Consider the following 25,000-nt stretch of genomic DNA (forward strand, 5'->3'; position numbering starts at 1 on the left):
TTAGACAAGTATCACTATGTGGGAAGAAACTCTGGACGAGCTTGAAATAGAGGGCCGGCCGCGCCGGTCCGTGATGAGCCATCCCTGGCTCAAGGACCGCATCGATCAGATCATCGTCTTTGCCATCATCATCTGCAGCGCTCTGATCCTGATCTCGGCCCTGAAGCTCCATCTGTTCGCCTACTGGGCGGACTTTCTGCGCAGCTCCAAGTTCCTGCGAATCGCCACATACCCGCTGCTTTTCTCGGCGGTCTCGGTCTTTTCGGCCTTGGCCTTGCAGACGTTTCTGTGGGCCAAATACAAGCCCATGAAGGTCCTGCGGGAAGAGGACACGCCCTGGCCCACGGTGACCGTGATCATGGCCGCCCTCAACGAGCAGGATCTCGTCACCCGGGCCATCGACTCGGTCTTCGCCGGCAACTACCCCAAGGACAAGCTCGAGCTCATCTGCGTCAACGACGGCTCTACGGACCTGACCCTGACCTATATGCAGCGGGCCAGGCAGAAATACGGCGATCGCCTCAAGGTGATAAGCTTCCGCAAGAATCTCGGCAAGCGCAAAGCCCTGTATGTCGGGATCAAATCGGCCAAGGGTGACGTGGTTGTGACCTTTGATTCCGACAGCCTGTTGGGCCGAAGCGCCCTGCGGAACATCGTTGTTCCTCTGATCCAGGACCCCCGGACGGTCTGTGTGGCTGGCCGGGTGGCCGTGCTCAACGAGAAACAGAACTTTTTAACCCGGATGCTTTCGGTTAGATATTCCGTGGCCTTCGATTACGGCAGAGCCTACCAGAGCACCTTCGGCACCGTCGTCTGCTGCCCGGGCGCCCTGACCGCCTACAACAAGCCCATGGTCGCCGCGCTGATGCCGGAGTTCTTGAGCCAGAAATTTATGGACGAGCCCTGCAACCACGGCGAAGACCGGGCTCTGACCACATTGATCCTGCGGACCGGCCAATATGTTCGCTACCAGTCCAACGCCGTCGTCTACACGACCGTGCCGACTACTTTCAACGGCATGAACAAGATGTACCTGCGCTGGACCCGGAGCTATGTCCGGGAGTCGATCTTCCAGGCCCGTTTCGTCTTTACCCGCTACCGGGAGAAGAACCGCATCCTGCCGATCATCGACTTTATTTTCTTGAACTTCCTTCACCCCTTCCACTTGTTCTCGCTGGGGCTGGTCCTCTACTCGTTTGCCGTCAACCCGCTCTTCATGCTGCGGCACACGGCCTTCCTGGTGATCCTGTCGTTCATCTTGTCGCTCTTCTACCTGCGGACCAATAAGAGCGTGGCCTTTCTCTACGGGATTCCTTACGGGCTGATCACCGCTTTTCTGCTGTGGTGGATCGTGCCGTTCTCGGTTCTGACGATGAAGAACCAGAAGTGGCTGACGCGCTGACGCGGCTTTAGCGGCGGGCCAACAAAAGCTTTTTGATCAGAACAAGGGCTATCCCTGTCCCGAGGATGAGAAGAATCCAAAATAGCTTATGGCTGGGGAAAATCACTCTGTCCGCGGCCCCGGCCGCGATATAGCCCGCCCAATAGTAGGGGTGGGCAAAGGCAGGGGAGCCGATCATTTCGATCTTAGCGGCGCGAAGCGATGCGGCAACGGACTCGGCCGAGCGCAGGCGGCGGTAGAAGCGATCCATGAGCGGTACACCGGCCGCGTCGCTTACGGACCACAGGGTCATGAGGACAGCGGACGCGCCGGCGGCGAAGAAGGCGCGGTTCAAGCCCTCGATGCCCTCGCCGCGAAGGAGCCGGCCCAATCCCGTGCGGCAGGCCGAGAGGACGACCAGATCCGATTCGAGCCTTAGATCCAATACCTCGCGCGCCTGGAGCAGGCCGTCGGCATAGGGGCCGGCGCCCGGGGCGAGGACGATGGCCGAGCGCATCGGCTTCTGATCGTCCACCAGGCCGTGGGCGGCGAAATGCACGACGCGGTATCGGTCGGGGGCGAGGGCTTTAAAGGCTTCCTCGGTGGCCGCAGTACCCGACAGCACTGTGCGGCGGCGCTCGGGGAAGAGAGCGGCGATCTGATCGATCTCGCGGCCGGCGTTGGGCAGGCGCAAGCTCGCGATTCCCAGATCGGGATAGAGCCCTTGGATGAGGGTTTCGGCTTCTTTTTCTTTGGCGGGGCTTGGATAGGCGGGCGCGCCCACGGCCAGCAGGGCGGGCTTGCTGCGGGCGTGGGTTCGGGCGGCTCGTGCCTGGATCTCGCGATAGGATGAAAGCGAGGGTGCATAGGAGACTTCGTAATCTTGAACCAGCCAGCGGATCGGGCTTTTTTGCGTGGACAAGGCCTCGAAGGGCAGATAGGTGAGTATCCCGTCGGGGATGATGATGATCTTCTCGGTGTCTTTTTCCAGGGCGGGCTTGATCAGCTCCTCGAATAGGGCCGCGCCGGCCGCGAAGTCGGCGCTTGCGGGATCGGAGATCCGCCTGATGTAGGCCTCGACCTCGGCCCGGAGGATGTTCCGGGGCGGGATCGGATACACCCACAGCCGGGACTTGCTGAGGGCGAAAGCGTAGGATTTTTCTTTGCCGATCATAAAGGCGACGGCTGTCGTGCGGGCATCCGGCAGAATGGCTCGGGCTTCGGCGAAGGCGGCGACGCTGGGATATTTCAGGGCGGCCAGGGCGGCGTCGGCCCGCCGCATCTCCCGCCGCACGCTCTCCAGCTCGTCCTCGATTCTCACGATCTCGGCCTGGGCCGGGGCCTTCTTGGCGCCGTCCAGGCCGGGCTCCAAGAGCTTGCGGTAGGCCCGCGAGAGGTCGTTCAGAAGCGCTTTTTCCCGGTTGATCGCGCGGAGGTCGCCGGCCGGGTGCTGGTTCATGTAGGCGCGCACTTCCAGGCTGTCCAGGAACGAGCGGGCCTTGGCCTTTTCCAGGGTCTCGAAGGCGGCTTGGGCGGCCTCCGGGGCGTCGTCTGCGACCAGCATGTCGATGAGATTGTAATAGGCGTCCAATCGCTTGTCCGAGCCGAAATAGGTCGCCCGCAGCTCTTCGGACGAGATTGTGGCCCGGATGTCCTCGATGATCGAGATCGCGGCCCGGTAGTCCTCGGCGGCCTCTTGCGGGCGGCCCTGGCTGCGGCGGGCGTTGCCGAGCTCCAGGTAGATCTCCCAGAGGTAGGTCTTGCCCGAATACTCCAGGGCCAGGTCGATGGCCCGTTGATAGTAGCCGGTGGATTTCTCGAACTCGCCCAGCCGGGCGTAGACGATCCCGATGTTGTTCAGGATGATGCTTTTGATTTCATAGTCCTTGATCTGGTCGGCCAGCTTCAAGGCAGCCTCGAAGCTGGCCAGGGCTTTGTCGAACTCGCCGAGCTGGGAGTAGGCGGTGCCGATATTGTTCGAGAACTGGGCCTTCAGCTTGGGATTGTCGCCTTTCTCGATCTTGGCCAGGGCTTTCTCGAACGCTTGCGCGGCGCTCTCGAAGTCCCGCCGATCTTCGCTGATCAGCCCCTTGCGGCGATGGATGATGCCCAGGTTGTTCAGGTCGATGCCCAGTCGGATCGAGTCGCCGGCCGGGGCGTCGAGGGCCAGCACCTCAGCTTGGGCCCGGGCGGCCTTGTCGAACTCGCCCAGCTCGGTGTAGATCAGGCTCAGCGTGGTCAGGCTATCCGTGATGTTCACGGGGCTGTCGAAGGCCCGGGCGATCTCGAGGGCTTTCTCGGCCTGGGCCAGGGCTTCGGAATAGTCGTCGCTCTCCAGGTAGTAGATGCCCAGGTTGTTGCGGCAGATGCCTTCTTCGCGGCGGTTCTTGGTGCGAAGAGCGAGGGCCAGGGCCTCGCGGTTCAGGTCGCGATAGGCCGCGGCGTTGGCCAGCTTATAGTGGTTGATGCTCTGCTGGCGGAGGCACTTGGCCTCGAAATCAGGGCTTTCGATCTTACGGGCCAGGGCGATGGCCTGATCGAAGACGGGGATCGACCCGGCAAAGTTCTTCTCCGAATCGCGCAGGGCCTTGGCCTTTTTATAGAGCTCGATGATTTCGATATAGGCGCCTGATTTGATCGCTTCTTTGGCCAGGCCCAGGCGGGAGGCGACGGCTTGGGCTTTCAAGGCCGCGAGCTTGGAGTCCTCGACCTTGCCCGAGTTCCAATAGGAAAGGGCCAGGAGGTCGTAGGCGTCCAGGGCCGGACGGTCGTTGCCGGCCGACTCCCACGGGGCGGTCCGGTCGCGGAGAATGGCGATGGTTTTAGCGTACTCCCCGGCGTCAAAGGAGGCTCTGGCCTCGGCTACGATAATTTTGGGGTCGGCTTGGAGCGCGGGCCCGGGGAGGGGAATGGGGAGAGTGGATGCTCCGGCCAAAAACAAAGCAATGAACAGCATTTTAAGGGCCTAGGGGAATTTACCCGATATTCCTCCGGAAGTATAGGCACACATTGGCAGGCGAAGAAACACGGCTGTCGTCCCGAGGCCCGACGAGGCGTCGGCCGTGGGGACCTGGAGAGGTTGCCGCGCGCGACCATAGGGTCGCGCGCGCAACGACAGCCTACTGATTAATTTTGCCCGATCAGTCGCCGGTGCCGGGCCGCGGAACCGGGATGTCGGTGGTGGGCCGGACAAGGGCGGGCCGGCCGGGGGCCTTGGCCGTCATCTGGCCGGCGCTCGGGTTGAGGACCGGGACGAGCGAGGACAGCAGCAGCCCGGGCTGTCTGAGAATCTGGACGAAATTGAGCTTGTTGCTCGACTTGGCGGCCGCGCTCAAGCCGGTCACCGACAGAGCCAGGATACCCAGGCAGGCCAGGACGGCGAGGCACCGAACGAACGTTTTGTTAGGCATGACGCACTCCATAAAATGAAATTACGCCGAGGAAAATGACCAAAAAGACGGGAAGAATAAATCGAGAATGACAGGGCTAAGGCGGAGATCTTTTCATCATTCGTCCAAGGCGCAGAGCCAGTCTACCTCTTGAGGTAGATGGGATGTCAAGGGCGGGCGCGAGGGCAATCCCGATCGGGGAAGTAGTCTTATTTCTTGAAGAAAAAGGCGATTTCCCATTCCGCGGTCTCGGCCGAATCCGAGCCGTGGAGGGCGTTGCGTTCGATGTTGAACCCAAACTCGCGCCGCAGGGTGCCCGGTTCGGCTTTGGCCGGGTCGGTCGAGCCCATGATCCTGCGCCAGAGTCCGATCGCGTCGTCGCGCTCCAGGAGCAGCAGGACGCAGGAGCCCGAGGCCATGAACTCGGTCAGCTCGCCGTAGAACGGCCGCTGCTTGTGGACGATGTAGAAGGCTTTGGCTTCCTCCATCGTCAGGCGGTGAAGCCGCATCCCGGCGATGGCGAAGCCCTCGTTCTCGATCCGGGTCAGGATCTTGCCGACCACGCGCTTCTTGAAAGCATCGGGCTTGATGATGCCGAGCGTGAATTGGGACATGAGCACCCTCTCTTTGCCTAACCGTGTTGGGGATAACGATAACCAAATCCGGGCCGAGAGTCAACGCAGCCGGCGGCGGGCTTTGTTGACAGGCGGGAAGGGGAGAAATACAATGAACGCCTGCCTCATGGAACACGCTCATAATCCACAAATTCAGGCTCTTGGCCGGGATTTCGGCTTCTCCCTTTGCGGGGTCGCCGACGTATCGGAACTTCGTGAAGGATTTCTTCTTCACGATCGGCTCAAGCATCGCTTCCCGCGGGCGATCTCGCTGGCCAAGCGCCTCTCCGACGCCGTTCTCGAGGACATCGAGGATAAACCGACGCCGCTCTATTTCCACCACTATCGGCAATTAAATTATTTTCTCGATCGCGGCGCCTTCCTGCTGGCCGATCACATCCAAAGTATCGGCTTCGCGGCGCTGGCCATCCCGGCTTCCCAGATCATCGACTGGGAAAACCAGCGGGCTCACGTGCCGCACAAGGCCGTGGCCCTGGCCGCCGGCCTGGGCTGGATCGGCCGCAGCAACCTGCTTGTGACGCCGGAATACGGCGCGCGCGTGCGCCTCGTCACCGTGTTGACCGACTTGCCGCTCGAGCCCGGCCGCCCGCTCGAGTTCGGCTGCGGCGGATGCGTCCGCTGTCTCGCGCCCTGCCCGGCCGGGGCGATCATCCGCTTGCCCGGCGACTTCGACCATAAGCGCTGTTACGAGACGCTCGACGAATTCCGCCGCAAGCACATCGTCAGCCAGCATATCTGCGGCGTCTGCGTCAAAGCCTGCCGTGGCCCGATCGCATGCCGTCCCGATTGACTTCTCCGCTTGGTCTCTGATAGATTTTCCGGCAGATGGGGGGTTGCAGCATCGCCAAGAATAGGCCTTTCATTCTAGCCCTCGTGGGGGGGGCCGTCGTTCTGGCCGTCTCTCTCTATGGCTATTTTCTTCTGCGCGACCGGCCCGGCCTTCCGGTCGAGGCCTCGCGGGTTCTTGCCGTGGACGGCATCAAGATCCAATCGGGCTCGGCCATCGACGTCACTTATCTCCTGCGAAACAAGAAAATCGGCGATCCGATCCGTCTGACGACCCGCAACGGGGAGGCCGGCGAAATCAATCTGGACGTCGAGGTCGTGCCTTACTACGGGGACCGCCGTATGCCGATGCTCTTTCTAGTCATCGGCGGCATCATCGCCTTGCTGGGCTGGGCGACGCTCTTCCTGCGGCCCCGCGACGCCAAAGCCCGGATGTTTTTCTGGGCTTGCATGGCCTTCGCCTTGACCCTCGTCGTCAGCGGCCCCGAGTACTGCCTGCGGGCGGGCTGGACGACATTCCTCCCCTGCGTCTTCTTCATCGTCCTCTATGCCCTGGTGCCGGCGGCCTTCCTTCATCTCTGCCTGCTCATCGTCGGCCGAACGCGCATCCGCCTGGCCCGGATTTATGCCCTCCCGGCCCTCCTGGCCGCCTATATCCTGGCCATCTTCCTGTGGGGCTATCTCAAGCCCTCTCTGCCCGCGCTGAGGCTCTACGAACAGAGTTATTTCATTCAGCGACTCCTGGTGGTCCTGTATCTCACGGCCGGGGCGGTCGTGCTGGGCCGGGCCTACCGGCGGCCCTTGAGGCCCGAGGTCAGGCCGCAGATCCAGTGGATCAGCCTCGGTTTTGTCGTCGGCTTGGCGCCCTTCATCTTCCTCTACGAGCTGCCCCGGGTCGTCATGGCTTTGTTCGGCAACCCGCAAGGCCGGCCGATTCTTTCGGAGGATGTCTCGTCGCTGTTCTTCATCGTCGTCCCGGTCTCGTTAGCCATCGCCATCGTCCGCCACCGCATGCTGGACGTGGAGCTGGTCATCAACCGCGGCGTCGTGTACTCGCTGCTGTCGGCGTTGACGGCAGGCATTTACCTGCTGGTTGTCCTGGTGGCCGAGAAGCTCTTTGCCGGCACGGCCGGCGCCTCGAGCCCGCCGGTCATCGGGGCGGCCGTGCTCCTGGCGGCGGCGGCCTTCCATCCGGCCGAGCGGCGGATCCAGGACTTTGTCGATCGGGTCTTCTTCCGGCGGCGGTACGATACGCGGCAGGCGATCCTCTCCCTGGCCGAGTCCGCCCGCAACCTGGCCGGCCGCGAGGATCTGCTGGATTGTTTTTTAAGCGCCATCCGGGCCGCTCTGCCGACGGAGAAGGCCAGCGTGTTCGTCTTCGACCGGCTGCCCGGGGCGTCGCCGGAATCTCGGGCCGGGATGATCCGGCGAGGAGACTCGTTCGATCCTGCTTTCCTCGGCCAGGCCGATTGCTCGCCGGGGCTTTTCCGCGGCCGGACCCGATCGGCCGATGCGGATAGCGGCGTCGACTTCGCTTATGCGGAGGAGCTGGCCCGCGACGGCCTGGATCTGGCCGAGCCGCTGTCGCTTCGCAACGGGGTCGTATGCGGCTGGTTGGTCCTGGGCCGGAAACGCTCCGGCGGCAAGTTCACCCGGCAGGATTTGGTCCTCCTGCGCAGCCTGGCGGCCGAGCTGATGCCCAATTTAGAGCGGATCCGGCTGCAGGAGGAGGTCATCTACGAGCGGGCCTCGCGCGAGAAGCTGGACGAGCTGAACGCGCTGAAGACCGAGTTCATATCCTCGGTCTCGCACGAGCTGCGCACGCCGATGACCTCGATCCAAGGCTTGGCCGAGCTGCTCCAATCCGGCCGGGTGGCCGACCCCGCTCAGCAGGGCAAGTTCCTGGACCTGTTGGCTTCCGAAAGCGGGCGGCTCTCGCGCCTGATCCACAATGTCCTGGACTATGGCCGCATCGAACAAAAGGTCAAGCGCTATGAGCTGCGGCCGATCACGGCCCAGGATGCGGTCGCCGATGCCGTCGAGGCCTTCGCCCTGGCCCGGGAGGAGGACGGCGTCGATATCCGGGTCGCGGCGCCGGTCGAGCCGTTGGTTCTACGGGCCGATCCCGATTCTCTGAAGCAGGCCCTCCTCAACCTGATCGACAACGCGATCAAGTACTCCCCGAACGATAAAAGGATCGAGGTCGAAGTCCGCGACGGGGGAGCCGAGGTCGAGATCGCGATTCGTGATCACGGCATCGGCATCCCGCCCGAGGCGCGGGACAAGATCTTCGAGCGCTTTTTCCGGACGCCCGAGGCCGAGCGTCTCCGCCCGCGCGGGGCGGGCCTGGGGCTCAAGATCGTCAAGCATATCGTCGACGCCCACGGCGGGCGAATCCTGGTCGAAAGCGAGGTCGGAAGGGGGAGCGTTTTCCGGCTCCTCTTCCCCAAGCCATGAGCAAAACCATCCTGATCATCGAGGACGACAAGGCCCTGCGCGAGACGACGGCGGCCTTCCTGACCGGCGAAGGATTTACGACCCTGCAGGCGGGCGAAGGCGCCCAGGGGCTCAAGATGGCCGAGAAGGACAGGCCGGATTTGATCCTGCTCGACCTGATGCTGCCGGCCAAGGGCGGCTTCGAGATTTGCCGGGCGCTGCGCGAGAAAGGCAACCCGACGCCGATCATCATCGTCTCGGGCGAAAAGAAGGAAGAGATCGACAAGGTCCTGGGCCTCGAACTGGGCGCGGACGACTTCGTCACCAAGCCCTTCGGCATGCGCGAACTGCTGGCCCGCATCCACGCCGTCTTGCGGCGCGGCGCTCCGGCTCCGATCTCGCTCGACGAGGCCGCCTTCGGGGACATCCGCCTCGACTTCCGCAAGCAGACCGCGAGCAAGGCCGGCGAGGAGGTCCATCTGACCTCGAAGGAATTTGCTTTGCTGCGCCTGCTCATCGGCCGCGAGGGCGAGGTGGTCGGTCGGGATGCCATCCTGAACGAGGTCTGGGGCTACGAGAAGTTCCCTTCGACCCGGACCGTAGACACTTTCATGCACAACCTTCGGAAGAAGGTCGAAGACAACCCGGGCCGGCCCGTTCACCTGCTGACCGTGCCCTGGAGCGGATACAAGTTCCAGAAGTGAGGGCTTGCTTTTTTAACCAAATCTTGGCATCGTCTTGACATCTTGGCGGCCCTGCGGGCGTATCCTCGGGGACGCGATCGAGAGAAAAAGGAGCATCCGATGTCGAAACGCGCCGTCCGGTTCGCTCTCGCCGCCGCCGCCCTGCTGGGGTTGGCCGGCGGAATCATGGCCCAGACTGCCGGCGAAGGCACGGGCATTCCCGAGAAGTCCTACAAGTCCTGGAGCCCGATGCCGATCATCATGTATGACGGCGACATCGGCGTCGGCTACGGCGGCAAGCTCAAGCTGGTCGACTTCCTGGGCAAGAAGGAATCGTTCGACCTGATCCTGTTCAACTCCAGCAAGGGCGAGCGCTGGTATGTCTTCACCTTCTCGCTGCCCGACATCGAGATCCGGCAGGGCCGCACCTACCCGATCTCGGTCGACGTCAAGGCCGAGTACGACAAGTATCTCAGTTATACATACTATGGCGTGGGGCCGGATTCGCTGAAAGATAATATGACGACTTTCACCCACACCACGAAAACTTTGACCCTGACCCTGGGCCACGGCTTCTCGCCCCACTTCGCCGTCGAGGTCAGCTACGCCCTGCGCGGCCTGACCTACATGGCGGCCAAGAAAGGCCCCTTGGGAGCCGACCTGGAGCCTTTCGTGGCGGCCGGCGACCAGTTTGCCCCCTTTGCCTCGGTTGCCCTCCGTTACGACACCTCGGACAGCCAGATCCACCCGACCCGCGGCTTCCGCTTGATCGTGCAGGACGACCTGTCCAAGAGTTTCCTGGGCTCGCAGGATGCCGACTTCAATCGTTTCGCCATCGACTTCCGCAAATACATGACCGTTTTCGGCGACGCCGACGTCTTCGCTTTCCGGACCCTGGTCCAGTACGTCAACGGCGACAAGATCCCGTTCTTCGATCTGTCGCTTCTGGGCGGCGGCAATACGTTGAGCGCCATGCGGGGCTACGCCCTGAACCGCTTCATGGACAAGGGCAAGTTCCTGGCCAACGTCGAATATCGTTTTCCCCTCGTCTGGCACGCCAACCTGCCCCTGGGCATCAAGCTGGGCATGAACGTTTTCGCCGACTTCGGTACCGTCTGGCCTAGCCTGTCCGAGATCGATCTCGGCAAGATCGCGGCCGACGCCGGGCTCGGGTTGCGGATCTATCTGCCCGATTTCGTGGTCCGAGTGGACGTCGGATTCAGCAAAGAGGGCATGGGCCTCTACTTCAATTTCGGCCATATTTTCTAATGATTTTTGGGGGGGCTTTTAGGGCCCCCTATCACCCCCGACCAATTCGTGTGCAAGTTCCGGTAAGCATATTGAACACTATAGTTTACGCATTGCAGATGGATATATTTCAACAGGCTTATGCACAGCTTTTGTGGAAAAGAAACGGAACCTTTTGTCACCCCCCGGCGATTGACCCTTGCCGTTGGATCGGCTCCGCTTCCTTGAAGGTATGGCCTTGGCCGGATACGGCTTGATATCAAGGTTTTTGGATCAAGAAGGGCTGGCCCGAGAAACGGGGTTGGAGTAGAATAGTTCCACTGCGCGGGAGTTACCCGGCATTCATACCATGTCGGCTCTGAGTCGAGTAACCGGGGTTCCCAAGATCGAGTTTTGTTTACATAAGGGGAGGCAATGATGACTCAGACACGAAGGGACATCTCTTTGGGATTCACCCCCGATTCATTCCCGGAGGGGACCCATATGTGCTATATCTTCAACGACGAAAACCAGCGCCGGGAAGTCGTAGCCGCATTCCTGGACAGCGGGCTCAAAGAGGGCGAGAAGGTGGGCTATTTTGTCGACACGGTCACGCCCGAGGAGATGCTGTCTTATCTGCGGGGGCTCGGGGTGAAAATCCCCGACCGGCCGGCCCCGGCCGCCTTATCGGTGTCCAAAGCCGAGGATACCTACTGCCCTGATGGAACCTTTGTCCCCGATCGCATGTTGGACACGCTCAGGGCTTATTACGCCTCGAGCCTCGCGGAGGGGTTCCGCGGCTCTCGGGTCAGCGGCGAAATGTCGTGGGCGCTCAAAGGACTCCCGGGATCGCGGCGACTGGTCGAATATGAAGCCAAGGTCAACGACGTCGTCCTTGAATACCCCGTAACGGCGATCTGCCAGTATAATGCCAATCTTTTCGACGGAGGCACGTTGTTCGATGTCTTGTCGGTCCATCCGATGATGGTCGTCAACGGCCAAGTCGCGAAAAACCCCTATTACATCCAACAGGCCCAATTCCTGAAAAAATGGCATGAGCGCGGATAGCCTGACGACGGAGGGGCTGGACCGGGAGCGGATTCTCAACCAACTTCTTTTGCTGCAGGGCACCCTGCATGTTATGCCCACGGTCATGAAATTGACCGAATTCGCGGAGCGGGCGACCCAATCCGTCCCCGGCGTCGCCTCCGTGCATATCTGCACGGCCGGGCGCCCGCGTTCCCCGGGCCCGTTCTTCGCCGCGATCTGTGATGTCTGCGGCATCGGGAAAGCCGCCTCCGAAGCCGTCGTCAGGGCGCCCTGCGGACTGAAAAATGGGGGCTTGCTCCGGTCGTTTGGCCTGAGGACTCAGCTCGGATCCTATGGGGCCATGACCCTGGTCCTCGATGACGAAAGCCGATTCCAGCCATATGCCCAGCACGTCGAAAATCTGGCCAATGTTCTGGCCATCAATATCGAGAACTCGGCCTATAAAAAACAGATTGAGACGACCAACCGAAGCCTGGTGCAGGAAGTTGCCGGGCATCAACGGGCGGAGGACAAGATCGCGGCCCTGCTTCGGGAAAAAGAGATTCTCCTCAAGGAAGTGCACCACCGCATCAAGAATAACATGAGCTCGATGATTAGCCTTCTTTCTTTGCAGGCCGCCGCGCTTAAGAATTCCGAGGCCGTCGCGGCTCTGCGGGAAGCCAGGGGCCGGATGCGGAGCATGGCTGTACTCTATGACAAGTTGTATCGCTCCGAGAACTTGCGGGAGATGTCGCTCAGGACCTACCTCCCGCCTTTGATCGACGAGATCGCGGCTGTTTTTCCCAACCAAAGCTCGGTCAAGATCGAGACGAGGATCGATGACATCATGCTGGGAGTCAGAGCCTTGTCCCCTCTGGGGATCATCGTCAACGAGCTCCTGACCAACGCCATGAGACACGCGTTTGCCGGCCGGGACGAGGGATCCATCATCGTCTCCGCCTCGGCCAAAGATGGTCGCGTGACTCTCGTCATCGAGGATGACGGGAGCGGCATCCCGGAATCGGTCGATCTCGCGAATCCGGGCGGGTTTGGATTGCAGCTGGTGGGCTTGCTGACGGCTCAGCTCGACGGAACCCTGCGGATCGAACGGGGGAAGGGAACCCGGTTCGTCTTGGAATTCGGGATTTGATATCATAAATCCGTTTCCGGCGGCCTTGAGCCGAGCTCCGGCGAAAGGAAAAGCGATGCGGCGCACGAAGGGGCTGAAAATTGGGTTGATGATTCTCGCTACGGCGATTGTCCTGGCCGCGTCGGGGTGGACGCAAACGACGATCAAGACCGTAGACGGGGTCGTCGTCGTCAAGAACGGTAAGCGTCCGGTTCCGCCCGCGGGTGCGGCGGTCAAGCCGACCCTTGTCCCTTTGTGGGCGATCGGCGGCGGCGACGAGCCCGGTCGGGATTTTTCGAGCATCGAGGGGATCGCGGTGCGCGGCGACGGATCGTTCTTCGTCCTGGACGCCAAAGAGTGTTCGATAAAGGCGTTCGACGCCAAGGCCAAGTTCCTGCGCTCCTTCGGCAAGAAAGGGCAGGGTCCCGGCGAATTCAACGGGCCGATCAGCTTGACGATCACGCCGGCCAATGAGCTGATGGTCGAGGACAGCGCCAACCGGCGGCTCTCGTACTTTTCCCTCGACGGCAAGCCTCTCCGGCAGCAATCCACGGCCCAAGGCACGGGCATGGGGCTGGCCGGGCTGATGATGGACCCGCAGGGCCGGATCGCCGCCCGCTCGCTGAGCTTCGAGGGCGGCAAGATAGGGTTCGAAATAAAAGTCTATGACAAGGACCTGAAGCCCGGCAAGACCCTGGCCAAGGTCGAGCTGGCCAGCCTGGGAAATCTTAAGATGGACCCGCTGACCCAGATGCCGGCGATGAACCTCGCGCCGGATGCCCGGGGCAACGTCTATGTCGGAAGCGCCAAAGGGTATTTGATCAGGGCTTTCGATTTCGACGGGCGCCTGCGCCGGACGATCGAGCGGGAGTATGTGCCGATCCGGGTGAAGAAAGAGGACCAAGCCGAGATCCTCAAGATGCTGGGCAAGATGCCGGCCACGGGCGGGTTCAACCTCAAGGACATGATCGTCATTCCCGAGGTGTTTCCCGCCTACGCGACTTTCATCGCCCACCCCGACGGCCGTCTCCTGGTCCGGACTTCCCGCGAAATGGGGAAGAAAGAAAAAGAGAAAGCCTACGACGTGTTCGATCCGGACGGACGCTATGTGTCCGCCTTCACCTCGGCCGCGGATTTCATCCTTTGGCAGGGCGACAAGCTCTACGGCACGGAGCAAAACGAGGACGGGTTCACCATCCTGAAGTGCTTCCGATATACCCGCTAGACGGAGGCTTGCCGGAGCGAACATGAACGTCACAGTCAACGGAGCCGAGCTGTTCTATACGACGCGCGGCCGAGGGCCGACGATCCTCATCCCGGGCGGGATGGGGACGCGGCCCAACGAGCTCCTGATGCCGGCCCAAATGAGCGACCGATTCAGGCTCGTTTTTGTCGACCTGCGGGGGAGCGGGCAATCGACCGGCCAAGCCGCCGATCTTACCTTCGACATCCTGGCCGAGGACCTGGAGGCCGTTCGGACCGATCTCGGGGTCGATCGGGTCGCCGTCCTGGGGCACTCGATCCTCGGCATTCTAGCGATCGAGTACGGCAAGCGATGCCCGGCCGCCGTTTCGCATGTCATTGCCGTGGGGACGCCTCCTTTCGGCGATATGGCGCGCCTGGCCTCCCTGGCCTCCGCCTTTTTCAAGGCGGACGCGTCCGAAGACCGCCAACGGATTTTGCGCGAGAATATGGCTCGATTGACGCCCTCTTCATCGCCCGGCCAAGCCCTACTGGCCCAAACGCCGACGAGGTTTTTCGACCCTCGATTCGATGCGGCGCCCCTGTTTGCAGGGGCGTCCCGGAACCCGGCGCAGCTCATGCACGTCATGCGGACTCTCACGCCGGCCTGGGATATCCTGGTCGATGCCGGCCGGTTGCAGGTCCCCCTATTGATCACGCAAGGACGGTTCGATTATACGGTGCCCCATACTCTCTGGGAGGGTGTCGTCGACAAGCTTCCCGGCGCGACATTCCGGATCTTCGAGCAAAGCGGGCACCAGCCTTTCTTCGAGGAGCCCGGGCTGTTCGCGGAAGCTCTTGCGGATTGGATGGCCGGGAGCGGTCCATTGACGGGCCCTTTCTCGAATTGCTAAAGTAAGCCGGTGAAGCAAGTCGGAGACGATAAATTCGATTGGGCGCGGCCCGGCCGGGCCGGGAGGGCGAAATGGCGTTATTCTGGGCTATGGCAGGAGCGATTCTTATGACAACGACAAGCGTCGGGCGTCCTGCGGCGGACACGGCGGCGGAGCTGGCCAAGCTCTTCGCGGCGCCGCTCGGCGCCAAGGGTGCGGCCGTGATGTTTTTATCTTACTCGGGCGTCATCGTCCGGACGCCGGCCGGCACGGTCCTCGTCGATCCGGCCAATTTGTTGACTGCGGATGATATCGCGGTGCTGAAAAAGAACGGCGTAAAGGCCGTGCTCTACACCCACGGCCATAGCGATCACTTCGTTATCGGCACCGCCCAGGCGCTGGCCCGCGAAACGGGAGCCGTGATAGTGGCTGAACCAACCGTCGCCGCCGACCTGAAGGCGGCCGGCGGGATTCAGGCCGACAAGATAGTCACTGCCGCCGTAGGCCGTGACATCCAGGTTGCGGGCTTGATCATCCATGCCGTAGTCGGAAAGCACGTCGGCCCGATCATGCTTTACCGCGTCCAAGCCGGCTCGGTCAGCTTTTTTCACGGCGGGGATTCGGCCTATGTACCGGTCGAGGATTGCCGGGCCGATATCGCCTTCCTGCCGACGGGGAATCCGTCGCCGACTGCGTCGCCTGAGGCCGCCCTCAAGATGGCCCAGGACGTGAAGCCCCAGGTCGCCCTGCTGATGCACGGTGCCGAGGCCCAGCACGCCGCCTTTGCGAAGCTGGCGGCAAGAGAACTCCCTAAGATGAGCGTGGACGTATTGCGCATCGGCACCGTCCGAATTCTGTCCCTCCGTTGATGGCTCCCCGACCTGGCCATCGAAATCATGGAGCCGTATTAGAACCCGAGTTTATTCCCTACGCTAAGCGATGAGAATCTCGCGCTATTTATTACGGCCCGCGTTCCACCAAGCCCGCCAGCGGGCGCCGTTTGCGCCGTAATCGAACGATGTCAGGGCCTTCAAGGCCTTGGCGGCCGCTCCCCGCAACAGCTCGTCTTTCTCGATTTCCAGGATCCGGATGAGAGGCTCGATCGCCGAGAGGTCATTGATCTTACCCAAGGCTTCCGCCGCGGCGGCCTGGGCGGTATAGCTGCTCGTCCTCACGAGCGTTCCAAGTAGGGCTTTGACGGCTCGGCGGTCCTTTATCTCCCCAAGGGCGAAGGCGGCCGTGGAGTCGTCGAAAGGCGCTTTCAGGCGGGCGATCAGAGGCTCGACGGCGAGCGGGTCCTTGATTTTAGCCAGAGCCAGCATGGCGCTCTCGCGGACACGCATCTCATCGTCGCGCAACAAGGCGATCAGCCCTGCGACGGCGCGCCGGTCGCCAAGCCTCCCTAAGGCCTCGGCGGCGTTCGACCGGACAACACTTTCCCGATCCTTGAGGGCCGAGGCCAGGGGGTTCAAGGCATGAAGATCGGCGATATTCCCCAGAGCCGAGGCGGCTTCCGCCCGAGCCGCTCCTGCCGTGCCGTTGCGCAAGAGCGCTTCCAAAGGCGCAACCGCTAGGATCGTCTTGGCCTGCCCCAATCCGTACGCGGCGCCGGCGGCGGCCGCGCCGTCTGCGCCTTGCAGCGCGGAGATCAACTCCTTGACGCCCGCCAATCCCATTTGGGCCATGGCCAGCGCGGCTTCCCGGCCGGGCGATGTGTCTCCCGTGGCGTGGAGGCCCGGCGCCGTCTTGTTTCCCTGGGCCTGCGGAACGATCTTGCGGAGATCGATCCCGTCCCCGAGCATCGATTTCAGAAAGGGGAGAGCGGGTGCCGCCGCCGTCCCGAGGCTGCCCAGGCCGACGGCCGCGTAGCCTCGGTCCACCGCCGAAGGGGAATACAGCTTCTGGATCTGCTCTTGCAGGCCATAGGGCAGGTTCGACGGGATCTTTTCTATGAGGATCCTTGGTTGAGCGCCAAGTGCAGCGGGGCCGAAAACCCCCGTTAGAACCAAGGTCAGAATGATCATCCAGGAGGCTTCGATTTTCATGACGGTCCGGTCGCCATTATGACTATCTTTCGGGCACCGGGAATTGTCAAGTTGGGGAAAGCGGATCCCTTCGGGTTCATCGGGTGGCCGACGGCAAAGGGCGGCCGGGCTTCAATCCACACAGGAAGTCCTCGCAAGGCATGATCGAGATGCCGTGACGAACCGCCTTCTCGCGACCCCGATAGAGGAGGATAGCGCGCGCTTCGGGGTATTCGGTTTGGAACGCCCGCAGCCCCCGCAGGTCGGTATCGTGGAATTTCGAGCCGTTTTTCACTTCGACGGCCCAAAGGCCGTCGTCGCCGTAAACCACGAAATCCACTTCGGCGCCGGCCCGGGTTCTCCAGAAGAAGAGGCTGTTCCGATCTCCGCCATAGGCAATCCAGGCGCGCAGGTGCTGAGCGACCAAGCCCTCCAAGGCCGCCCCGGCAATCTCCTCGGGATGGTCGAGAGGGCCTTGGGGCCGGATGGACCGAAAGACCCCTGCATCGAAAAAATAAAACTTCGGGTGTTCGATCGTCGCTCTTCCGGCGCGCTTTCGGAAGACGGGAACCCGATAACCCAGAAGAAGGTCCTCGAGAATCTGGAGATAGCCCACGACTGTTTTCCGCTCGACTTCGCATTCGCGGGCGACCGAGCTTACGTTGAGGACGGACCCGTGCGAGAAGCTGATGGATTCGAGGAAGCGGGAGAACTGGCCGACGTTGCGGACGATTCCTTCCGCTTGGACTTCCTCCTTGAGATAAAGCGCCGCATAGCTGCGGAGGACGTCTCCCGGATCGCCGGAGGAGAACACCAGCGGCACAAGCCCGAAGATCAAAGCTTTTTCCAGCGAAAAAGCGTCACCCAGCTCGGCCGCCATGAAAGGATGCAGGGTCTTTAAAACCGCCCGTCCGGCCAGAAGATCAACGCCGGTTCTTTTAAGCTTGCGCGAGCTGGATCCCGTCAGAATGAAGCGCCGGGTGGGATCTTCTTCGATCAGCTGGTGAATAAGGCCGAGAAGCTCGGGGACACGCTGGATTTCGTCGATGACGATCGTCCGCTGCCCGGCATTCCCTTGGAGAATTTCCCGCAATCGCTCCGGCCGGGCACTGTAGGATCGAAACAGGTCGGGCTCCAGCAAATTGACGTTGAGAGCATCTGGATGAACGGACGACGTCCAAGTGGATTTCCCGGTGCCGCGAGGGCCGAAGAGGAAAAAGCTGCTCTCTGGCGCTTTGAAAAAACGGTCATATGTTTCCATTTTGCGACTCATTATGGAAACAATATACCCAAAATGATGAATATAGTCAACGAGCCGGCTGGGCCCGAAAAAAATCCCCCCGCCCTTCTCGGAGCGGGGGGATGGAAGAACGATCCGTCACCGCGCGGTCACTTGCGGTTCTTCACGTACTTGTCGAACCACTCGAACATTTCGGCCAGCACCGTCTGGACGGATTCGCGGGCGCTGTAGCCGTGGCTCTCGTAGGGCAGGTAGACGAACCGGACCGTAGCTCCGAAGCCCTTGAGGGCCGCAAACAGCCGCTCGGACTGGATGGGGAAGGTGCCCGAGTTGTTGTCGGCCATGCCGTGGATCATAAGCAGGGGGGTCTTGATCTTGTCGGCGTACATGAACGGCGACATCTTGAGATAAGTGTCGGGAGCCTCCCACAACGACCGTTGTTCGCTCTGGAACCCGAACGGCGTCAAAGTCCGGTTGTAAGCGCCGGAGCGGGCGATGCCGGCTGCGAACAGGTCGCAGTGGGCCAGCAAGTTGGCCGTCATAAAGGCGCCGTAGCTGTGGCCGCCGACGCCGACCCGCTTGGGATCGCCGACCCCCATCTTGTCCAGGACGTCGATAGCCGCCTGGGCGTTGGCCACGATCTGGGTGACGAAGGTGTCGTTGACCGTCTTGGGATCGCCGACGACGGGCATCTGGGCATTGTCGAGGACCGCATAGCCCTGGGTGACGAAGAAGAGCTGGGAGGTGCCGCGGTAGAAAGTGAAGCGATCCGTGGAGCCGCGCACCTGGCCGGCGGTGGAGGCGTCGCCGTACTCCATCGGGTAGGCCCAGACGACGACGGGCAGGCGGGTGCCTTCCTTGTAGTCGGCCGGGAGATAGAGCGTGCCCGAGAGCTCGATGCCGTCGTTCCGTTTGTACTTGATGAGCTGCTTCTTGACCCCGGTCATCTGCGGTGCGGGATCGGCGAAGGCGGTCAGGGGCTTGGACTTCTTGGTTTTGAGGGCGTAGAGATGATAGTTCGGGACCTCGGTCTTGGATTCCTGCGAGATGATGATCGAATCCCGGCCCTCACCGGCGAATCCGACGAAGGACTGGTACTTGCCGTCGACGCATTGAAAGAGGCGGATCTTCTCGCCGGTCTTGAGGTTCATCTTATCCAAAAACGGGTGATCGCCCTTGGGCGAGGCGCCCGCGCCGGTGAGATAGATCCAGTCCTTGTCCTGAAGGATGAGCCGATCGCCGTTTTTCATCGTCATCACGGGCTGGCCCGGGTCGCCGTAGGCGTCCTGGGTGTTGAGGTCGAAGAGCTTCTTCGGGGCGACGGCGGGATTGTCGATGTCGACGATCCAGGAGATCCGGCGCATCTTGCGGCGGTTCATCTCGGAGGCGATGGCCAGGCCTGGCGTGCCGAACCAGGTCAGGCCGCCGAACCGGTTCTCGGATTTAAAGACCTCTTTGGGCTCGCCGGTGAACGGCGCCGGGAGGGTCAGGACCTTGTCGTGAAAGGGGACGACCTTGTCGGTATCGCCGCCGTCGAGCGCCTCGACCCAATAGAGCGTGGCCGGCTTTAGGACCTGCCAGTTGATCGAGCGGGGCCCGACCTGAACGCCATTCATGGGCACATCCTCGGCCGTGGGCAGGTCGGTGATCGTCTTAACCGGGTTCCCGGCCCGGTCCCAGATCTCGGTCGAGCGGGCGAAGCCGTTCATCGAGACGCTGTAGGAGTAGGGCTTCTTGATCCGGTTGACCAGGAGATAGGCGCCGTCCGGCGAGGGGTTGGCCGAGGCGTAGATGCCGGGCTTTCCGACGGACTTCGTCTGGCCGGAGAGGATGTCGACTTCGACGATCTGGCCGGCGGCATAGTAGTCGAATAGGGCTTCGTCATAGGGGCTTTTGAGCAGGTCCTGCAGGGTGGCGACCTTGGTCTGCTTGCCGCCCGACACCTGCACGGTGGGCCCGATGGGGATGCGGGGCTCGACCGGCGCGGGGCCGCGATCCTGCGGGATCATCTGGCAGAGGATCTTGGCGTTGCCGGGCAGCCAGACGATGTCGCCGGTGACCATGTTCAGCTTGGCCGGGGTCAGGGCCTTGGCCTTGCCGGTCGCGGCGTCGACGACCCAAAGCTCGACGCCGTCATCGAGGTAGCGGGCGAAGGCGATCCATTTGCCGTCGTCCGACCACGAGGCGCCGGTAAATTTGATTCCGGCCGGAAGGTCGATCTTGCGTTCCAGGCCGTCCTTGATCGTCTTCAAGGTCAGTCCCGTGCTGAAGACCAGGACCTGGCTGCTGTCGTTGGCCGGGGTGATGCGCATCCCCGCGATCCGGAGCAGGGGCTGGGAGATATAGGCGATGGTCGGCATGCTCTCGGATTCGACGAGGAGCATCACCGAGCGGTCGGGGCTCATCGAGACGCGCGGTGTGGGCGGAGCGTTCAGGATGTCCATGACGTTTTTGGGAGGAATTTTGTAGGGCTCCTGGGCGGCCAGGAACGGTACGGCCAGGGCCAGCACGAGCAGGCTGAGAGACAGACGCAGGGCAAAGCGCTTGGACATGGGGTCTCCTCCGAGAGTGGGTATGATGGACAAGATGATTACTTATACCCCAACAAACGCCCCTATTTCAATCCAAAGGGGAGCCAGGACCCCGGCCAAGGATTCGGAAGGATTTTGCGAGGCCTAAAATGAAGGGGGCCTCCGACAGCGCCTCACCCATTCATTGCTTGCGGGAGGCCTTTTCGCCTTGTCCCGCTTCGTCGCGCCGTCAGAGGCCCGTTCAACCGAACTTTTTAGCCTCACTTAATAAATAAGGCCCGCCTCCCCGGTTGTCAAGTCGCTCGCGATAATTGCGCGTCGCTAGGGGATTCGTGCCGTCTTCACCCGGCCGGTGATGGCCAGCGTCAGCTTATAGACGCCCCAGCTGTTGGATGCGGTGATCGTGGCCAGGCCGGTCACCGCTCCCAGCGCCGTGAAGATGGGCGAGTTGTTGGCCGATACGCGGACCCCGTCGATTGCCCGCCGTCGGTACAGAACCCAAGACTCCGACTCGGGATCGTATCTTTCCGTCGTCACGCCGGAGGCAAGAAAACGAACTCGAAACGAAACTCCTTCGTGAAGAGCCTGCCAGCGGGCCCGGTTGAGCGTCGATCGGACTTCCCAGACGGCGCTTTCCAGCCTGTACTTCGGGACCAGCGATAAAAGCGATCCGGCGCCCAGGCAGAGGATTCCGCCTGCCAGGGCCAGCACAAAGGCGGTTTCGATGAGGGTGAAGCCCGGCCTGCGGCGAAAGATCCCCTTCTGGGCCACGATTTTATTTCCCCTCGCGCCAGGCCTGGGGACGGAGCCCGAGAACGAGCAGGACCGGCTCGGCGGCGAGCGGGCCGCAGCACGGCGTCATCCGTCCGTCGGCGATCCGCTCATCGGGCGCGATCGTCAGGCGGTTGTCGCCCAGCCGCAAGGAAGCGGCTTGGAGACCGCCGCTCACGACGACTTTTTTAGCGGCGCCCTCCACGGCCAGCGACCCGGCCGCCGCCAGCGAGGCTTGGATTCTGACCTCGGAGGGAGCATCCGCTCCTATCCTGATCGCGCCCCTCGTATCCGTCCCATCCAGGACGTCGCGGCTGCCCGCGTAGACGACTAGCTGGGATTGCCGATCCTTGAGGTAGGGGATGGTATCGGCCCAGCGCACGCCTTCGTGCAGCAGGTCCGAATCGATGACCAGCTCGTCCGTGGAAACGATCGTCAGCGATTGGCCGTCGCGAAGACAGGGGATGCCGGCTTCCTCCGCGGCGACGAGGGCGCCGGAGGAGTCGACCGTGGCGGCGCTCAGGGACCCGACGGCGCCGTTGACGAAGACGATCCCCAAAGGCGGATGGTCGTCCTGCCTGAGCCCCTCCGGCGTCAGGAATTCGGTCGGGCCGAGGCCCGGGGTGAAGGCCAGCTTCCAGGCGCCGGCCGGGCTTTCGAATCCGATGATCTGGCGGCCGCCCTCGATGGCCAGAAGCAAGCGGTCCAGATCGCCCTGGACGAAGACGCCCCCCGGGCCGGAATCGTTGCGGATAAGATAAACACCGTCGGGGACAGGCTCGTTGACCGGCGGAAGCCCGAGGGCTTGCCTTAATAGAGCGAGCCGGATTCCTCCGGGCTCGAGCATCCCGATCTTCATCGCCTCGGCCAGCAGGGGAGACGCGTCCCCGGGTATGAGGGGGCGAGGCGAGACCAGCCCGTGCGGCGACAGGCGACGGCGGCCGCCGGCCGCAAATTGGATTCGTCCTTCCGCCAGGAGCAAGGCGGCCGTTTCGTTGGCTTCGGTTCCGGCCAGAAGAAACGGAAGATACGCCAGCGGAGGACGGCCCGACAGGATGTCGAGCGACAAGTCGAGCCCCGCCGTCGCCTCGGGCCGCCATCCCGCGAGCCGCCCCCGGGCGTCGATGGCGACAAGATACTCGGCCCGGCCGTAGGCCCCTTCGTCGCGCCAACGATTCAGCCCGCAGGCCGCCGTCGCGGACCAGGCCAGCGAGCCCGAAGCACCCTCCGTCAGAAAGGGAAAGGTGATGCGCATGGCTTCCTCCGCCGCGAGAATTCCCCCCGCCGCCGCGTTCGCGCGAAGAGACTCCAGCCGCTCGTTGGAAACGGAGGCGGCTATCGTCGTCGTCGTCGCCGTCATCCCGGCCAGAGCGTCTTTGACGCCGTTCTCCGCCGCACATTCGAGGCGCAGGGCGTCGCGCCGGGAGACCGCCATCCGGCCGAACTCATCCGAGAGCATGACCAAGCCCAGCCCGAGGCCGGAGAATAGGAAAAACAGAAAGATCACGGTGAGCGACAGGGAGCCGTTTCGGCCTCCTGCCTCGGCCCGGGCCGGATTATTCCGGGTCCGAGCCGGCGAACGCAAGATTCTTGGCGAAGACCGTCGCTGCATAAGGGGCCTCCTCGCTGCCGGCCAACCGAATCTCGAGTCTGATGATTCTCGCCGCGGCGTCGAAACGACAGGCGAAGCCCGCCACTTCCTCGATCAGCGGCTGGGCCGCGCCGGCATTGACCCGCCGCCGCAGAACCCGATCCTCCCCGTCCCAGAAGATCTCGGTGTTTCTGATCAGCAAAAGGACGGTGTCGCCGGCCCGGCAGCCTTGCGAAAGGGGGGAATAAAGCACGATCCCCCCGGTTTGAACGGCGGCAATGGTTCCCGTCTCGGCATGATCGGGGGAGAAGAGGCAGATTCGCCGTCCCGCGGCTAAATCTCGGGTCTCGGCCAGGGCCAGGAATGTTTCTCCGGCCGCCGAATCGGCGCTTAGCGGGATCTCTTTCTCCAAGCAGGAGATGACGAAACTCGTCACTCCGGCCGAGAGGCTTTCGATGATCCCAAACCTCGCCGGACCGGACAAACCTAGGCCGGCCTCCCGCAGATCGGATCGAGCTTTATCCAGTCCCGCGCGCGCCCGTTCGTCCTTTTCCTGGGCAGCGCTCATTCGAAAAAAGACGCGCCGACCTGACGAAAAGACCTCGATGCTCCCCAGCGTCATCAATGACAGGAGGCAAAGGGAGAGCAGCGCCTCGATCATCGTCAAGCCGCGCCTATTCATTCAAAACCCCAGCTCCGGACTGACGAATAGCGGGATGCGCAGAGCGACCCGGTCGGACGATCCGGCCGGAGAGATGCGGACTTCGATCAGGCGAGGGAATCTCGCGCTTGCGTCAACCGTCCAGGAGATCAGATACTGCCGGTTGCCGCGTCCGGCCGCCGAAGCCGAACCGTCCACAAAGGGTAAGCCCATACCCTCGGAGCTCGCCGTCGTCTCCGCGCGTAATTCCTCCAGCCGGGCCCTGACCAGGTCTGTCATCTCCATCCCGGCCCGCGCCCGCCCTTGGACGCGAAGAGCCAGGACGAGCATTTCGGCCGTCCCGATCATCAGGAAACAGGCCAGGCTCATGGTGACAATGACTTCGATCAGGCTGAATCCGGGCTTGGCGCCGTCGCGTTTATGATCGTCCGTGGCGTTCATGTCTGTCGTTTCTGTCGTTGCGAGCGCCCGAAGGGCGTGTGGCAATCTCTCCTGACAAAGGCGTCGAAGGGAGCGAAGCAATCTCTTGAGGTCCCCGCGCACGGCTTCCAGCCGCGCTCGGGACGACGATCCATATCCTTTGTCGTCACGAGCCTGCTTCGCCGACCCTCTCAACCCTATTGCGAAATCCGTGCCGGGCTTTGAAACGGCGTTTTTCTTAGGAAAAACGGTGTTTTCAGCGCCGCGGCGACAACGGCCGGCGTCTCGAGGGTGCCGAGCGGTTGCCGGGCGTTGACGATCTTGTTTTGGGGATTTACTTCGGACTGGATTCTGGTATAATGCGCATCCGCTGATAACTGCTTGAAAAACAATCAGATAAAATCTTAAAAAAGTTTTAATTTTCCCTTGACATCAAACCGGCGAAATCGTATTATGTTCGAGCCTTCTCCATAATCAACCGTTAAGGTTGAACACATGAGAAATCGAGTGATGGGGAAGCTTTTTCTCCCGGGCGGAGGAAAACAGATCTTTGAATCGAAAAGCGGAGCGATGTGTACTGAACTAGATTGCCAGTAAAACTCTGCTAAGTACCCGCAAGGGTGCTTATAATTGGAGAGTTTGATCCTGGCTCAGAGCTAACGTTGGCGGCGTGCCTAACACATGCAAGTCGAACGCGCCGTAGCAATACGGTGAGTGGCAGACGGGTGAGTAACACGTGGGTAATCTCCCTCCGAGCGGGGAATAAGCACTCGAAAGGGTGTCTAATACCGCATGAAGCTTCGGGGCGTAAGCCTTCGAAGTTAAAGCCGCAAGGCGCTTGGAGATGAGCCTGCGTCCTATTAGCTAGTTGGTAGGGTAATGGCCTACCAAGGCTGAGATGGGTAGCCGGCCTGAGAGGGTGAACGGCCACACTGGGACTGAGACACGGCCCAGACTCCTACGGGAGGCAGCAGTGAGGAATTTTGCGCAAT

The 25,000-nt window shown here is 62.1% G+C and carries 20 protein-coding genes and 1 rRNA gene (1 of these 21 cut by a window edge); 11 read left to right on the forward strand and 10 right to left on the reverse strand.

The window, feature by feature from the left end; translation table 11 throughout:
* Positions 1–16 precede the first annotated feature (16 nt).
* Positions 17–1,402: a glycosyltransferase gene (locus tag NTZ26_09405; GenBank protein MCX6560721.1), complete on the forward strand. Its 1,386-nt coding sequence runs from the start codon at positions 17–19 to the stop codon at positions 1,400–1,402.
* A 7-nt stretch (positions 1,403–1,409) separates the two neighbouring features.
* On the opposite strand, the gene NTZ26_09410 is transcribed toward NTZ26_09405, so the two are convergent.
* The 3 genes from NTZ26_09410 to ndk form a co-directional block, all read right to left on the reverse strand.
* Positions 1,410–4,337: a CHAT domain-containing protein gene (locus NTZ26_09410; GenBank protein ID MCX6560722.1), complete on the reverse strand. Its 2,928-nt coding sequence runs from the start codon at positions 4,335–4,337 to the stop codon at positions 1,410–1,412.
* A 184-nt stretch (positions 4,338–4,521) separates the two neighbouring features.
* Positions 4,522–4,791, reverse strand: coding sequence for a hypothetical protein (locus tag NTZ26_09415; GenBank protein ID MCX6560723.1), 270 nt, complete (start codon positions 4,789–4,791; stop codon positions 4,522–4,524).
* Positions 4,792–4,979: 188 nt separating this feature from the next.
* Positions 4,980–5,384 (reverse strand): nucleoside-diphosphate kinase, encoded by a 405-nt coding sequence (ndk, locus tag NTZ26_09420; protein ID MCX6560724.1) that lies wholly within the window; start codon positions 5,382–5,384, stop codon positions 4,980–4,982.
* Positions 5,385–5,496: 112 nt separating this feature from the next.
* On the opposite strand from ndk, the gene NTZ26_09425 reads away from it, so the two are divergent.
* The 9 genes from NTZ26_09425 to NTZ26_09465 all read left to right on the forward strand — a co-directional run bounded on the left by NTZ26_09425 (position 5,497) and on the right by NTZ26_09465 (position 15,639).
* A complete protein-coding gene (locus NTZ26_09425; protein ID MCX6560725.1) occupies positions 5,497–6,195 on the forward strand; it encodes a hypothetical protein in 699 nt (232 codons plus the stop codon).
* Between the two features lie 35 nt (positions 6,196–6,230).
* Positions 6,231–8,648, forward strand: a complete 2,418-nt coding sequence (locus NTZ26_09430) for an ATP-binding protein (GenBank protein ID MCX6560726.1) — start codon at positions 6,231–6,233, stop codon at positions 8,646–8,648.
* Complete coding sequence (locus NTZ26_09435) at positions 8,645–9,331, forward strand: response regulator transcription factor (GenBank protein ID MCX6560727.1); 687 nt, start codon at positions 8,645–8,647, stop codon at positions 9,329–9,331. The genes NTZ26_09430 and NTZ26_09435 overlap by 4 nt, the downstream gene beginning before the upstream one ends.
* 99 nt (positions 9,332–9,430) lie before the next feature.
* A complete protein-coding gene (locus tag NTZ26_09440) occupies positions 9,431–10,579 on the forward strand; it encodes a BamA/TamA family outer membrane protein (protein ID MCX6560728.1) in 1,149 nt (382 codons plus the stop codon).
* Between the two features lie 396 nt (positions 10,580–10,975).
* Positions 10,976–11,605 (forward strand): MEDS domain-containing protein, encoded by a 630-nt coding sequence (locus tag NTZ26_09445; protein MCX6560729.1) that lies wholly within the window; start codon positions 10,976–10,978, stop codon positions 11,603–11,605.
* Positions 11,592–12,716 carry a sensor histidine kinase gene (locus NTZ26_09450; protein MCX6560730.1) on the forward strand — a complete coding sequence of 375 codons (1,125 nt, stop codon included), beginning with the start codon at positions 11,592–11,594 and terminating at the stop codon, positions 12,714–12,716. The genes NTZ26_09445 and NTZ26_09450 overlap by 14 nt, the downstream gene beginning before the upstream one ends.
* A 55-nt stretch (positions 12,717–12,771) precedes the next feature.
* A complete protein-coding gene (locus NTZ26_09455; protein MCX6560731.1) occupies positions 12,772–13,920 on the forward strand; it encodes a 6-bladed beta-propeller in 1,149 nt (382 codons plus the stop codon).
* A gap of 22 nt (positions 13,921–13,942) precedes the next feature.
* The gene (locus NTZ26_09460) at positions 13,943–14,791 is read left to right on the forward strand and encodes an alpha/beta hydrolase (protein ID MCX6560732.1); all 849 of its coding nucleotides are present in this window, start codon (positions 13,943–13,945) and stop codon (positions 14,789–14,791) included.
* A gap of 107 nt (positions 14,792–14,898) precedes the next feature.
* Positions 14,899–15,639: an MBL fold metallo-hydrolase gene (locus NTZ26_09465; protein ID MCX6560733.1), complete on the forward strand. Its 741-nt coding sequence runs from the start codon at positions 14,899–14,901 to the stop codon at positions 15,637–15,639.
* A gap of 84 nt (positions 15,640–15,723) precedes the next feature.
* On the opposite strand, the gene NTZ26_09470 is transcribed toward NTZ26_09465, so the two are convergent.
* The 7 genes from NTZ26_09470 to NTZ26_09500 all read right to left on the reverse strand — a co-directional run bounded on the left by NTZ26_09470 (position 15,724) and on the right by NTZ26_09500 (position 24,029).
* On the reverse strand, positions 15,724–16,815 hold the full coding sequence (locus NTZ26_09470) for a HEAT repeat domain-containing protein (protein MCX6560734.1): 1,092 nt from the start codon (positions 16,813–16,815) through the stop codon (positions 15,724–15,726).
* A 76-nt stretch (positions 16,816–16,891) separates the two neighbouring features.
* The gene (locus tag NTZ26_09475) at positions 16,892–18,055 is read right to left on the reverse strand and encodes an AAA family ATPase (protein MCX6560735.1); all 1,164 of its coding nucleotides are present in this window, start codon (positions 18,053–18,055) and stop codon (positions 16,892–16,894) included.
* Between the two features lie 128 nt (positions 18,056–18,183).
* Complete coding sequence (locus NTZ26_09480; GenBank protein MCX6560736.1) at positions 18,184–20,586, reverse strand: prolyl oligopeptidase family serine peptidase; 2,403 nt, start codon at positions 20,584–20,586, stop codon at positions 18,184–18,186.
* A 300-nt stretch (positions 20,587–20,886) separates the two neighbouring features.
* Complete coding sequence (locus NTZ26_09485; protein ID MCX6560737.1) at positions 20,887–21,336, reverse strand: hypothetical protein; 450 nt, start codon at positions 21,334–21,336, stop codon at positions 20,887–20,889.
* A gap of 4 nt (positions 21,337–21,340) precedes the next feature.
* Positions 21,341–22,948: a hypothetical protein gene (locus tag NTZ26_09490; GenBank protein MCX6560738.1), complete on the reverse strand. Its 1,608-nt coding sequence runs from the start codon at positions 22,946–22,948 to the stop codon at positions 21,341–21,343.
* Positions 22,893–23,609 (reverse strand): hypothetical protein, encoded by a 717-nt coding sequence (locus NTZ26_09495; GenBank protein MCX6560739.1) that lies wholly within the window; start codon positions 23,607–23,609, stop codon positions 22,893–22,895. Before NTZ26_09495 ends, NTZ26_09490 begins: the two co-directional genes overlap by 56 nt.
* A complete protein-coding gene (locus NTZ26_09500) occupies positions 23,610–24,029 on the reverse strand; it encodes a prepilin-type N-terminal cleavage/methylation domain-containing protein (GenBank protein ID MCX6560740.1) in 420 nt (139 codons plus the stop codon). It abuts the gene before it with no gap.
* 606 nt (positions 24,030–24,635) lie between these two features.
* On the opposite strand from NTZ26_09500, the gene NTZ26_09505 reads away from it, so the two are divergent.
* A 16S ribosomal RNA gene (locus tag NTZ26_09505) occupies positions 24,636–25,000 on the forward strand (it continues 1,161 nt past the right edge of the window).

This window comes from Candidatus Aminicenantes bacterium, from assembly GCA_026393855.1.
Lineage (GTDB): Bacteria > Acidobacteriota > Aminicenantia > Aminicenantales > UBA4085 > UBA4085.